This is a genomic window from Flavobacterium marginilacus (genome assembly GCF_026870155.1).
GTDB lineage: Bacteria > Bacteroidota > Bacteroidia > Flavobacteriales > Flavobacteriaceae > Flavobacterium > Flavobacterium marginilacus.
In genome coordinates this window covers 126,200-138,957 of the sequence record NZ_CP113975.1, presented here as the reverse complement: position 1 = coordinate 138,957, position 12,758 = coordinate 126,200, and the positions used below count along the sequence as shown (strand labels likewise).

Annotated in this window: 16 protein-coding genes and 1 pseudogene; 5 read left to right on the top strand and 12 right to left on the bottom strand. The window is 32.9% G+C overall.

Features of this window, described 5'->3' with window-relative positions; translation table 11 throughout:
- Window positions 1-10: 10 nt before the first annotated feature.
- The 4 genes from OZP07_RS00655 (at window position 11) to nadD (ending at window position 2,821) form a co-directional block, all read left to right on the top strand.
- On the top strand, window positions 11-997 hold the full coding sequence (locus OZP07_RS00655) for a PDDEXK nuclease domain-containing protein (RefSeq protein ID WP_281636912.1): 987 nt from the start codon (window positions 11-13) through the stop codon (window positions 995-997).
- Window positions 998-1,033: 36 nt separating this feature from the next.
- Window positions 1,034-1,606: a guanylate kinase gene (gene gmk / locus OZP07_RS00650; protein ID WP_281636911.1), complete on the top strand. Its 573-nt coding sequence runs from the start codon at window positions 1,034-1,036 to the stop codon at window positions 1,604-1,606.
- A gap of 106 nt (window positions 1,607-1,712) precedes the next feature.
- Window positions 1,713-2,075 (top strand): four helix bundle protein, encoded by a 363-nt coding sequence (locus tag OZP07_RS00645; RefSeq protein WP_281636910.1) that lies wholly within the window; start codon window positions 1,713-1,715, stop codon window positions 2,073-2,075.
- A 164-nt stretch (window positions 2,076-2,239) separates the two neighbouring features.
- A complete protein-coding gene (gene nadD / locus OZP07_RS00640) occupies window positions 2,240-2,821 on the top strand; it encodes a nicotinate (nicotinamide) nucleotide adenylyltransferase (RefSeq protein WP_281636909.1) in 582 nt (193 codons plus the stop codon).
- A 5-nt stretch (window positions 2,822-2,826) separates the two neighbouring features.
- On the opposite strand, the gene OZP07_RS00635 is transcribed toward nadD, so the two are convergent.
- Entirely contained in the window at window positions 2,827-3,567 is a 741-nt protein-coding gene (locus OZP07_RS00635; RefSeq protein ID WP_281636908.1) for a hypothetical protein, read from the bottom strand.
- 287 nt (window positions 3,568-3,854) lie between these two features.
- On the opposite strand from OZP07_RS00635, the pseudogene OZP07_RS00630 reads away from it, so the two are divergent.
- Window positions 3,855-5,527: pseudogene (locus tag OZP07_RS00630) on the top strand (IS1182 family transposase).
- 35 nt (window positions 5,528-5,562) lie between these two features.
- On the opposite strand, the gene OZP07_RS00625 reads toward OZP07_RS00630, so the two are convergent.
- The 11 genes from OZP07_RS00625 to prs form a co-directional block, all read right to left on the bottom strand.
- Window positions 5,563-7,035 carry a nicotinate phosphoribosyltransferase gene (locus OZP07_RS00625; RefSeq protein WP_281636907.1) on the bottom strand — a complete coding sequence of 491 codons (1,473 nt, stop codon included), beginning with the start codon at window positions 7,033-7,035 and terminating at the stop codon, window positions 5,563-5,565.
- A 2-nt stretch (window positions 7,036-7,037) separates the two neighbouring features.
- Complete coding sequence (locus tag OZP07_RS00620; RefSeq protein WP_281636906.1) at window positions 7,038-7,319, bottom strand: hypothetical protein; 282 nt, start codon at window positions 7,317-7,319, stop codon at window positions 7,038-7,040.
- A gap of 99 nt (window positions 7,320-7,418) precedes the next feature.
- The gene (locus tag OZP07_RS00615; RefSeq protein WP_281636905.1) at window positions 7,419-8,153 is read right to left on the bottom strand and encodes a metallophosphoesterase family protein; all 735 of its coding nucleotides are present in this window, start codon (window positions 8,151-8,153) and stop codon (window positions 7,419-7,421) included.
- A 1-nt stretch (window position 8,154) separates the two neighbouring features.
- Window positions 8,155-8,382, bottom strand: coding sequence for a macro domain-containing protein (locus OZP07_RS00610; RefSeq protein ID WP_281636904.1), 228 nt, complete (start codon window positions 8,380-8,382; stop codon window positions 8,155-8,157).
- A 2-nt stretch (window positions 8,383-8,384) separates the two neighbouring features.
- On the bottom strand, window positions 8,385-8,756 hold the full coding sequence (locus OZP07_RS00605) for a macro domain-containing protein (RefSeq protein WP_281636903.1): 372 nt from the start codon (window positions 8,754-8,756) through the stop codon (window positions 8,385-8,387).
- A 7-nt stretch (window positions 8,757-8,763) separates the two neighbouring features.
- The gene (locus OZP07_RS00600) at window positions 8,764-9,315 is read right to left on the bottom strand and encodes an RNA 2'-phosphotransferase (protein WP_281636902.1); all 552 of its coding nucleotides are present in this window, start codon (window positions 9,313-9,315) and stop codon (window positions 8,764-8,766) included.
- A gap of 15 nt (window positions 9,316-9,330) precedes the next feature.
- On the bottom strand, window positions 9,331-10,089 hold the full coding sequence (locus tag OZP07_RS00595) for an IS5 family transposase (RefSeq protein WP_281636298.1): 759 nt from the start codon (window positions 10,087-10,089) through the stop codon (window positions 9,331-9,333).
- A 92-nt stretch (window positions 10,090-10,181) separates the two neighbouring features.
- Window positions 10,182-10,817 carry a DUF4291 domain-containing protein gene (locus OZP07_RS00590; RefSeq protein ID WP_281636901.1) on the bottom strand — a complete coding sequence of 212 codons (636 nt, stop codon included), beginning with the start codon at window positions 10,815-10,817 and terminating at the stop codon, window positions 10,182-10,184.
- Between the two features lie 56 nt (window positions 10,818-10,873).
- Window positions 10,874-11,344, bottom strand: coding sequence for a macro domain-containing protein (locus tag OZP07_RS00585; protein ID WP_281636900.1), 471 nt, complete (start codon window positions 11,342-11,344; stop codon window positions 10,874-10,876).
- Between the two features lie 12 nt (window positions 11,345-11,356).
- Window positions 11,357-11,893, bottom strand: coding sequence for a riboflavin biosynthesis intermediates N-glycosidase (ybiA, locus tag OZP07_RS00580; protein ID WP_281636899.1), 537 nt, complete (start codon window positions 11,891-11,893; stop codon window positions 11,357-11,359).
- Window positions 11,890-12,723, bottom strand: a complete 834-nt coding sequence (gene prs / locus OZP07_RS00575; RefSeq protein ID WP_281636898.1) for a ribose-phosphate diphosphokinase — start codon at window positions 12,721-12,723, stop codon at window positions 11,890-11,892. Before prs ends, ybiA begins: the two co-directional genes overlap by 4 nt.
- Window positions 12,724-12,758 lie beyond the last annotated feature (35 nt).

Here is a 12,758-nt window from a genome sequence, read left to right as displayed (position 1 = left end):
AAAACTTGAGATGCAATATATTCAAGAAATAAAGGAAATATTAATCAAAGCACGACAACAAACGTATCGAGCAATTAATTCCGCTATGATTGAAGCTTATTGGAAAATAGGTGAAAAAATTGTTTTACAAGAACAAAACGGAAAGGAAAAAGCAAATTATGGTGAAGCCGTTTTATTAGAATTATCCAAAAATTTATCGGCTGAATTAGGAAAAGGTTTTTCATATTCTAACCTACGTAATTTTCGACAATTCTATTTGACTTATCCTGACGAACAAATTTGCTACACACTGTGTAGCAAATTGAGCTGGAGCCATAATCGATTAATAATGAGAATCGACAACTTGGAAACCCGACAATATTATTTAAAAGAAGCCAGTCAACAAAATTGGAGTGTACGAACTTTGGAGAGAAACATCAAAACTCTATACTACAATCGCTTACTATCTTCAAAAACTATTTCAGACAACAAAACAAGCAATATAAACATTAAAGATTTCATCAAAGACCCCTATGTTTTTGAATTTCTTGATATCTCTCAACCAAAAAACCATTCAGAACAAGAAGTGGAGGGTGTTTTAATACAAAATTTTCAGGTTTTTTTAATGGAACTTGGTAAAGGTTTTTCTTTTGTTGGCAGACAGTACCGTATAAGCAGTGAAACCGAACATTATTATATTGATTTAGTTTTTTACAATTATCTTTTGAAATGTTTTGTTTTATTTGATTTAAAGATTGGCAAACTCACCCATCAGGATATTGGGCAAATGGATATGTATCGCCGTATGTTTGATGATTTAAAAAAACCAGAAGGTGATTTGCCAACCATTGGAATTATTCTATGTACGGAAAAAAGTGAAACCGTAGTTAAATATTCCATTATAAATGATTCATCTCATCTTTTTGCCACAAAATATTTACCCTATCTACCAAGCGAAAAAGAATTAATAGATGAAATCGAACGTGAAAAAATACAATTAAAATTATTAGGTAACTGATTCAAAAAAACAACTGAAACAAATTCAGCATAAACAATGAAAAAAGGAAAATTAATCGTATTCTCGGCGCCATCAGGATCTGGGAAAACCACCATAGTTAGACATTTATTAAAACAGGAAGATTTGAATCTGGAATTTTCCATTTCGGCTGCCACACGCGAAGCACGCGGTGAAGAAGTAAGCGGAAAGGATTATTACTTCATGTCCCTTGAAGAATTTAAAAACCATATCCGCGCGGAAGATTTTGTTGAATGGGAAGAAGTGTATCGCGATAATTTTTACGGTACGCTAAAAAGCGAAGTGGAACGCATTTGGGCTTTAGGCAAAAACGTGATTTTTGATATTGATGTGGCCGGCGGTTTGCGTATCAAACACAAATTCCCTGAAGAAACTTTGGCAGTTTTTGTAAAACCACCAAGTGTCGATGAACTTAAAAGAAGACTAAAAGAACGTTCCACCGAAAGCGAAGACAAAATCAATATGCGAATCGCTAAAGCCCACGTAGAACTGGCCACTGCACCCCAATTTGATGTGATTATCAAGAATTATGATTTGGCTGTAGCTTTGGAAGAAGCGCATCAATTGGTTAAGGATTTTGTTTCCAAATAGTCCCTAGTAATTAGATTTTTAGTCCTTAGTTTTTCAAAAAATAATTCCTAAGAACTTTAGGTTTTTATAATACTATTTTTTTTCAAAACATTAATTTATAAATTTTATGGGCGGAATAAAATCATACAAAGAATTACTTATTTGGCAAAAAGGAATTAAAATTGTTGTTTTAATTTACAAACTCACCAAGGATTTTCCAAAAGAAGAAATATACGCCCTAACAAGTCAGTTGAAAAGAGCAAGCGTATCAATTCCTTCAAATATAGCAGAAGGTTTTGGACGTCAAACAGATAAATCATTTAACCATTTTTTGAATATTTCTAGAGGTTCATTAAACGAAATAGAAACGCAACTAATCATTGCTAAAGAATTAGAATTTATTCACAATGAAGAGATATTCAACGAACTTTTATTCTTAATTGAAGAAGAAGCTAAAATGATAAATGCTTTTTCAAAAAATTTAAAATAGTCTTTAGTTTTTTAGTCCTTAGCACATTAACTAAGGACTAAAAAACTAAAGACTAAAAAACTAAAGACTAAAAAACTAAAGACTAAAAAACTAAAGACTAAAAAACTAAAGACTAAAAAACTAAAGACTAAAAAACTAAAGACTAAAAAACTAAGGACTAAAAAATGAAAATCGGACTTTATTTCGGAACGTTTAATCCCATACATGTTGGGCATCTTATCATTGCCAATCACATGGCGGAGCACTCCGATTTGGATCAGGTCTGGATGATCGTGACACCGCACAATCCAATCAAAAAGAAAAGCAGTCTGCTCGATGATCACCATCGTCTGCAGATGGTTTATCTCGCCACCGAAGATTTTCCTAAAATAAAACCTTCGGATATTGAATTCAAATTACCACAGCCCAATTATACCGTAAATACATTGGTTCATTTAGAAGAGAAATATCCCAATCATGAATTTTCCTTAATTATGGGTGAAGACAATTTGAAGTCATTTCACAAATGGAAAAATTATGAAGCGATTTTGGAACATCACAACATTTATGTTTATCCCCGCATTTCGTCTGAATCGGAGAATCTGGAGCTGAAAAATCACCCAAAAATTCATCTGATTGATGCTCCGGTTGTTGAAATATCTTCTACTTCTATCAGAGAAAATGTCAAAAAAGGAAAAAATGTACAGCCTTTGTTACCTAATAAAGTCTGGGATTATATTGACCACAATAATTTTTACAGGAAGTAATAATATTATTTTAGATTTTCATTAAGCATTTTATAAATATTATTATATCCGTTACTTTCATCTGACACAAACCTAAGTGTTTTTTGATTTATTTTATCAAATGAAACAGGCAATTTAAAAACCTCAATAATCGCAATGTTTTTTGAGGAATCAAAAGCAAACTCTCTAAAACGATAAACGACTAACAATGTATTGTTCGAATCATTACTTGTATAATAGAAAAAATGAATATACATAGTACTATCGTTGTCGCCTTGATATTTTTGCTTTTGAGATGATTCATTTGCTTTTAAATATATTTCTTTCTCAAGCTTGTTTTTTATATCATTATATACCGCATCGCATTCCGATTTATTTCTTCCTTTTTTATTTCCGTCAATATAAAGAAATGAATATCCTGTCAATTTATTTTTAGTGTCAAATAAGATTTCTGAAACTTCCGGTTTCCCATCTTTTGGATTCATTGGAGAAATGGAAAAATTGTATCTGAGATATTTATACCCGTTTGCAAATTTTTCACTTTTTTGTTCTTTTAAGCTCCATTTTTTATTAGCAGTAATATCCTCTAAAGCCATATTTGTTTTAATGACTGCAGGAAACAAATCATAATTTGCAATTATTTTTCCGGTTTCAATATCCAATTTTTTTTCTTCCGAAAGTAATTTAGCTTTTTCATCTTCATTTGTATTTTGAGCAAAAATGCCATTACCTATTAACACAAAAAGTATAATAATTACGTTTTTCATTCTTTAATTTTTTAGATTGTTTTCTTACTGATGAAAAGAAATTTAATCAACTTATAGTTTACTGATAACTGCCGTAAAACAGCGGATTTTTTTTTCATTCGTTTTGTAAATATACTTAGAAAAAAAATTCAAAAACCATAACTGAATCAGAGTTGTTTAGCGATGCGGAATGATTGGATATATGTTGGCAACAAAACAACAATGAGGCTGTCCAAAAAGTAAGGACAGCCTTTTTTTTGCTGTTTTTAATCTAAAATAGTATCTTAGAGTTGCACAAAAAACGAGCAATGGCTAAAGTAATATTTAAATCGCAATCGATCAATACACCGGAACTTTTTCCGATAAATATTTTTGATAAAATTTCAGAAAACCACCCTGTCCGCTTAGTGGACAAGGTCGTCAATTCATTGGATATAAGCCATATACTTAAAAAATATAAAGGAGGAGGGACCTCGGCTTATCATCCCAGAATGATGCTTAAAGTTTTGTTTTACAGCTATTTGAGCAACACTTATTCCTGCCGAAAAATAGCAAAAGCACTCACCGAGAACATTCATTTTATGTTTATTTCAGGCAACTCAACCCCTGATTTTAGAACCATCAACGATTTTAGAGGAAAGGTTCTAAAAGAAAACATCAAAGATTTATTTGCAGAAGTAGTCAAAATGCTTGTGGAAATGGGCTATGTCAGTCTGGATATCCAATACATCGATGGAACAAAAATTGAAGCCAAATCCAACAAATACACCTTTGTCTGGCGGGGTTCTATAGAGAAATACAAAGAAAAACTCGAAGTAAAAATCAACAGCATCTTATCCGATATCGAAAACAGTATTTTATCAGATAATCAAGAAGTCAACAAGGAAGAATTACCAAAAAAAATAAACTCGGAAGAGCTGAAAGAAAAATTATCAGAACTCAATAAAAAACTCAAAGAGCCCAACAAGAAGATAACCAAAGAGCTTGAAAAGCTTCAGGAAGAGCACCTGCCAAAGCTTGAAAAATACGAAAAAGATTTAGTGATTTTAGGCAATAGAAACTCCTACAGCAAAACAGATCCTGACGCTACCTTTATGAGAATGAAGGAAGACCATATGAAAAACGGACAGTTAAAACCTGCATACAATCCTCAGATTTCTACTGAAAATCAATTCATTACCAATGTAACCATTCATCAGACACCTAACGACACTACGACTTTAAAATCCCATCTGGAGGAATTTGAAAAAATGTATCAAAAACAAAGCAAAACAGTTGTAGCCGATGCTGGTTATGGAAGCGAAGAAAACTACGAAATGCTTGAAAATAAAGACATAACGGACCTATGTAAAGTATAATTATTTTCACAAAGAACAGAAGAAAAAAATGAAGGACAATCCGTTTCTTGTCCAGAATTTGTTCTACAATATACAGCAGGATTTTTATGTGTGTCCAATGGGACAAAGAATGGAAAACATTGGCAGTGGAAAACGGACATCGGCCAACGGATACGAATCACAAGTATCTTATTATCAAGCAAAAAGATGTGATGGATGTCCACTTAGAAGTTTGTGCCATAAAGCCAAAGGAAACAGAACAATAGAAGTAAACCACCGCCTGAACCAATTAAGGGCTCAGAGCCAAAGAGCTGCTCATGAGCGAAAAAGGACTCGAACACCGAAGCAAACGCCCAATAGAAGTTGAAGCAGTATTCGGACAGCTAAAAAACAACAATAAATTCAGCCGGTTTACTTTCACAAGCATCGAAAAAGTGGAAATGGAATTTCTATTGATGGCTATCGGGCATAATTTCAGAAAAATGATAGCAAAGAACAATGATGCGTCGAAAACTCATCTAAAAATCTCCTTCAGAGTTCTAAATAGAGCTATAAAAGTCGAAATTCACTTTTTAAATACTGTAACAGAATATTTTTTCATTAATCAACCAACCCAAAATCGATTCCTGAAATTTGCAGCATAAAAAAAGCTGTCCTTTTCGGACAGCCTCATTAGTTTTTATAACGTTAGTTGCGGTACATTCTTTTTGACTTGATCTCGAATTTCAGATAAACTTAAATCAATTAAAAGTTTTCCGTCTCTAAAAACTTCTTTCAATTCTCCTTTTTGCTCTTCTTCCCAAGACACTTCATCTTTTAAAATATATCTGCCATCAGCCAATTCAATTTTCATTAATCCTTTGGCTGATTTTTTGGTACCGTCATCTGTAATTGGATCTTTAAAAATAGCTCTTCCCTCACCGTTTACTTCTCCGTACGTAGCTTTCATCGCAAATCCAAAAGTATCTCTTGTATTGTATTGATAAGTAAATGAACCTATTCCAAGCACTACATTGGTAGATGCAAAACCTTTCGCTTTCAATCGTTCACAAATGGCTGTTGCTCTAGCCACGGTAATACTGTCTCCATAAATAGCTCCTATTTGAGGAACTAATTCTTTGAACCCTTTTTCATTTATTGTACCTCCAAAAACATCCCAAAGCAATTCGATTACCCCTTTCCTTTCCTGCTCGGTTTTGCCATTTGGGTTACCACAGATAATATCAACCGGATCACCGCTGTCTGGACGAACGACTACTTTTCCTGCTCTGGAAACTATTTGATTTTTTAATCGAGGCAGATAATCAGTAAGTACTTTCCATAAATCCCAAGTATCAGAAACGATAGAAACTATTCCTTTTGGATACACCTCGCAGATTAATCTTTCGAAAGTTTCGTATTCTCCTTCAGTTGTACCCATACACATTACAGAATGCTCGGTTGCTGCAACAGAGCCTGCTATTAATTCAGTATCTGAATTGGCATTGTAATATTCTTCCAAAAAATCTATTGCCGGAATCGTATCAGTTCCTGTAAAACTCAATAAATGTCCAGCAGCTGATGTTACTGCAGCCTCGATACAGCCCATGCCGCGCATCGAGAAATCGTGGCCCTGCCAATCAACAAATTCGGGCATTGAAGAAGTTTCTTTGGCATATTTGTCCAATACTTTTCTATATTGTTTTGCAATTGTAGCCGAATTACAAGGCAGCCAGATTACTGCGGAAAGCAGTGTTTCGAAATAATTGGTCAGCCAAAAAAACTCAGGAATTGTATTGTACATTGTGAACATAGGCACACGGACAGGCACGCTGGCACCTTCAGGCAAAGCCTTAAATACCATAGGAATATATCCCAAATCATGCAAATCCTCTATATGTTTTGTACCTACTTGGTTTTCGCCCAAATAATTATTGATTCTACGGGCATATTTTTTCACAACAACTTCTTTTGGCTGTTTGAAGAAATACTGATCAAAATCTTGAATAATATATTTTTTAAGGAAATACTGCAATCCAAAAAATACAACTTCGTCAATGCCTTCAATCCTTGATTTTCTTGGTGTCCAATTAGAATATACTAATGTAGTTCCGTCTGGATATTGTCTTTTGTGGTCAACTTTGTAACCATCTGTTAATAGTAATGGGTTCATAATTATCGTTTTAAATTTTCGCAAATAGTATCAAATTGAGAAGCCAATTTCAAGTATTCTTCACTCCATCCATTCTGCATAGAGATTTCTTGAAAAGTTCCTGTGGGTAAAAATGACATTAGAAAGAATTCTAAACCTTGTTCGTTGTTATCTTCAAGCAATTTAGAATTAAAATCTATTTCTGCTATTAATTCTTCTATTGAATTATAATGAGTCCACATTAAATCTGTATCAGATGCAATTTTGGATTTTATTATTTCGCCTAATTTTATTATTTCAAACATATTCAAAGGTTTATCGTATTTCATCCCTAACTCCCTTCAATGCAAAACCCAATATCCAAGTTTAATTTTGTTTTACATTATTCTATTTTTAAATCAATCCTACTTATTTCTTCCTTTTTCTTTTGGATACAATGATTGTACAGCATCGCTTTGCCAGAACTTTTTAGTTTGAATGTCAAAACATGTCAGTTTTCCATAAAAACCAGCTCCCGTGTCAATATTCCAAACATTACATCCCTGCATTGGCACTTCAATATTATAATTTAACGTAGGCGTATGTCCAATATAAATCTCATTATAGATCAATAATCTTTTGGGATAAGAAAGAGAATCTTTTCTGATTCTTTTATCCATCGTCAAAGCCATTTCCCAAAGCGTTCTATCCCAAGTATAATTAGTAGCATAATGTTCTTTTTCTGGCCCATGCATTGACGAAAAACCTGCGTGAATAAACAAATTATTACATTCATCAACATAGTAATCTTTCATCTTTGCAAAAAAATCAAGGTGCTCCGCTTTTGTCAAAATATCAATATCCTGATAACTATCAATAGTCGATTTTCCGCCATGTGAAAACCAAATATCATTTATTTCTTGATTAATCAACCAATCTTGACACCATACATCATGATTCCCTTTAATAAAAACACAAGAATACTTTTGAGAAAGTTCTATTAAAAAATTTATCAATTGAGCTGATTCTGACCAACCGTCTACATAATCTCCTAGAAAAATCAATTGATCATTTTGATTAATTTTAGCTCTATCAAGCAATTGTAATAATGCTTTTAAGCCACCGTGGATATCGCCAAAAACGAGTGTTCTTTTTTCCATTTTAATAATCCCAAATTAATCCTTTTTCATTTAATCTATATTGAAATTTTTGAGTGTCTCCAAATGTCTTATAATCTTTATAGTTTCCGTTAATTATTTCATCGTAAGCTAAAAACATTTGATTTGAAGCAATATGAAATGGCATTCTTCCACAACCTGTTGCTAATCCAGGAATAGCGACCGTTTTGATTATTTTATTATTTTTACAAGCTATTAATATAGCTTTCATCGCTAAAAGGAGTTGACAGATGTTGCTATATTAAAACTCATAGGAACTCGCATAGTTGGGGCAGAAATTAGGTATGGAATTTTTTCATTTCCTGTTGCCAAAGTAATGGACTTACCTATTAATAATTCTTTTTCGTCTAAGCTTGCAATTTTTGCTTGCAATTCGTCTTGTAAATGCCAGCCAAATTTCTCAGAAATATGTAAATCCAAACCGCCATCCATAAATCCAAAAGAATTTGCAGGACTAACAATAGCATCACACTCTGTCTCTAAAATATTGCCATTTAAAATTGTTACGTTTTTACAACCAGCAAAATCATTAATCCATGCATTTCCAAGCTCTTCTTCTAAATAAACTAATTTTATTTGTAGCATTTTTATTTTAATTTAATTCGATATATTTAGTTGGTACTTCATCAATTAACCAAACATTGTTTTCGGAGAGATAGAATTTATATCCATCTAAAAACATTTTTTGGGCATTAATTTTTAAAATAATTGGCTTTCCTCTTCTGGCACCCACTTTTACAGCAGTCTCTTTATCTTTACTCAAGTGAACATATTGTCTGCTCATCTTTTGCAAGCCGTTCTCTTTTATTAAATCAATAAATTTTTCGACTGTTCCGTGATACAAAAAATCATTAGGCTCATACTCCTTTAAGTTTAAGTTTAATTCAACATCTATCGAATGACCTTGATTGGCTCTTATTTTTGTTAAATCCTCATTGAATGTAAATCGCTTTTTGTCATTGGTTTCTACAACTTCCTCTAATAGTTCAAAATCAAATTCTTTTCCAAATTGATGGCATTTCATGATTAATTCATCGACATCTGCCCAGCCGTTTTTGTCTAATTTTAATCCGATAGTTTCAGGCGAATGTCTAAGCACTAGACTCAAAAATTTGCTGACGCTTTTTGCTATTTTTTCATTCATCTTTTTCGAGCCTGTTTAAATTTTATTTAATAATAATTTTATAGTTGCAATTTTGACCATATTCTCGGATGTTTCAAAAAGTAGTTCATAATTTCTACATAATCTTCGGTCGTTGTCAAACCAAGAGAATGTTCTCTCTACAATCCATCTTTTATGTATAGGTTTAAACCCCATTTTTCTATCATCTGAACGCATTACCACTTGAATAATATAGCCAAATTTATTTTTTATGTTTTCAATCACTTCGCCTCTGTAACCACCATCGGCAAGGATTACTTTTATAGGACATAAAAAATAGTGAAGCGTCCTCATTAGTAAATCTGCCGCTTTACTATCATGGACATTGGCAACTGTTACCATTATTGCCAAAAGAAACCCATTTTTATCAACCACAATATGCCGTTTAATTCCTTTTACTTTTTTATTGCCATCAAAACTATTTAAGGAACGATTATTTCCCCATCGTACACTTTGACTATCCATTATTCCTAGACTTGGCATTGTATTTTGACCTCTATTAAACCTGACTTTTTCTCGCAATTTTGACAGTAATAAATCAAAACATTCCAAATTTGACCATTTCCAATAGTAATAATACACTAATTGCCATTTTGGAAAATCTTTAGGTAACATTCGCCACTGACAACCTGTTTTTACGAGATAATTAATCGCATTCCAAATGATTTTCAAATTATATTTCCGCTTTCTATCATCGAATTCTAAAGTCTTTTTTATAAATTGCCACTGGGTTTCTGTCAAATCGGTTGGATACATCTTTTTATGGTTTGGTCACTACAAAAAGACAAATTTCAATCGGTTTCTTTAACCCATAACAATTATTTATTTTAAATTTTTAAACAGGCTCTCTATTTAAGTCTTAATTTTTTATTCAATTTTTCATCTTCAAAAAGAAAAGGTTTTTCAGCTGGAATCAGCAGATTGTCCAATTCTTTATTCTGAACAAATTTATATTGCTCTTTTACAAAATTTGAAATATCCTCAATTAACAAAATATCTTCTTTGGAATAAGATCTTGTAAATTCGTCTCGCAAACCAATCTGAATTGCTCTTCTTTCTAATTTTTCTCCGTACGGGCTATGATCCGGATCCCATTGTAATCGTACTGAAGAGGATTTTACTTGTGACTGCCATTCTTCATAACTCACTTCAAATTCTATTGCATAAGAAGAATAAACAGCATTTTGAAGGTATTTTTCGAATGCTTCTCTTTTTAGATGGATTGCCAAAACGACTTCCTGCCCTTCTTTTGTACCCCAGCCGTTTCGATACATCATCCATAAAAAATTGGGCTTAATCCAAGTCATTCGGTCAAGACTGAAAGCACCTCCAAAAAACTGATTTTTTACGGCAAATTCGCCTATTTCTTTTCGGTATGACTGATATACTATTATTTTTTCATCGTCGTACTGAGCCATTATATGATAACCAGATTTCGGCCACTCTTTTAATTGCTCGCTATATTTTTTTAATTCTATTTTCATTTTATTACAACACAATAACGTGATTGCATTTTGTTCTTTAATTAATTTTTGGTGGCTTAAAAATCATAAACCACAACTTTTATATCTTGATTAGATAACGTTTTAAGAATAATTGGTTCTATCATTTCCCATTTTCCGCCAGCTAAACCACATCCAATTCTTGGCATATGAACTGATGCATTGTTTGTTTTTGCAAAATCAGAGACTGCTTTTAATCCTTCTTCAATAGCATGATATCGAATTGGAGCTTCGCCGTTTTCATCTTTATTGATTTTATGCTGTCCTATTAAATTAGTTACCCATAAATTTTCTTCAACCTGAACAAACTGTACTTTTCCTAATTCAAAATCATTTTTAGATTTGAACCATTCTCGATATTGCTTTTCTGGTTCTTTCCATCTTTTCGAAATAGCCATAACAAATCCTTTACCCCATCCGCCAATGTCATTACAAACGTGAACAATTATCTTATTCTCTGCTCCTTCTGGAGATGTTGCATCGCCTTTTATATATTGAATATCTTTCATCTTTTATTAATTTTATTTCAATTCATACCTAACTTCCATCAAAGCAAAACCCAAAAGGTTTAAACCTATCCATTTTTCGGGATTGTTAATGTCTTTATGATCTGTTGCCATACCAATTCCCCAAATGGAATCTACCGGACTGGCTTCGACCAAAATTCTTTCTTTGGTATTGATAAGGAATTCTTTTAAATCTTTATTTTGACTGAACTTATGAAAATTACCCTGTTTTACTATTTCATATCTATTTTCTAACCAAAGGGAATCTACATAATTTCTCACTTCTCGTCCTAATTTTTTGGCTTCAGCTGGTGAATTAGCCTGAATTATTTTTTCTAAAATTTCTTGATCATTAAACAGTTCTGCTTTCTTGGCCATCATCCAATGCTCTGCAGTTTTATAAGTTATGCCTTCTGCCACAAATGGACTAATCCACCACTGACTAAAACAGGTTTTCGTAATGGTTTCATCTTTTGACGGCTGATGTCCCCAAAAGAAAACATATTTATTTTCACTATTTTGAGCCATCAATTTTTCCAAACTGTATTTCATATCAATTGACTTAATCCTATAACTTCAACACTTTCTCCTTCAAAATCTTTGAATGAATTGGTAGTAAATATTTTTTCGAAACAATCCAAAACTTCAAATCCTTTATTGAAAATTCCGTGGCTTACCGCCAAATACAGCTTACCGGCATTCTTGTTTTTCAGTTCTTCAGCAAGTCCGACAAATGTTCCGCCTCCATCACAAATATCATCAACAATCAAACAATCTGCGCCCTGTAAATCGTCATTATACACTTTAAAGCCTGACAATCTTCCTGTTTTTACATCACGGCTTTTACTGCATTCCACCACTTCAACTCCGCTAAGAAATTCAGAAACTTTGTAAATCTTCTTTAAAGCACCACCGTCGGGAGAAATTAATTTGACGCCGTTACCTATTGCTTTTACAACTGCTTCAATAAAAGTATGGTTTGTAATTACTTCACAATTGTTTACCAATGCCGGAGTAACTTCTGAATGCGCATCAAAAACAAACACTTTGCTGAATTGCATTCCATTAATAATATCAGCATACACTTTTACAGACAGCGGTTCTCCTTTAACCATAACCCTGTCCTGTCTTGCGGCAGGAAAATAAGGAATGAAAAGTTCCGTGTCTTTCACACCCATCCTGCGCAACGCGTCAACGGCAATGCACAATAATCCCAAATCATTGAATGAATTTAGTCTGTGGGTAATAGTGACTTTTTGCGTCACGTCAAAATTTGGTTCTATTTTGATGTGAGGTTCACCGCCTGAAAAAGTAAAATTCTGAAAACTGATTACTGACTCCGTAGTAAATGGTTTGAAATTTGGATCTAAATTGAGTATCATAATTTTTTCATTTTGCGTTAATTGTACGCAAATAT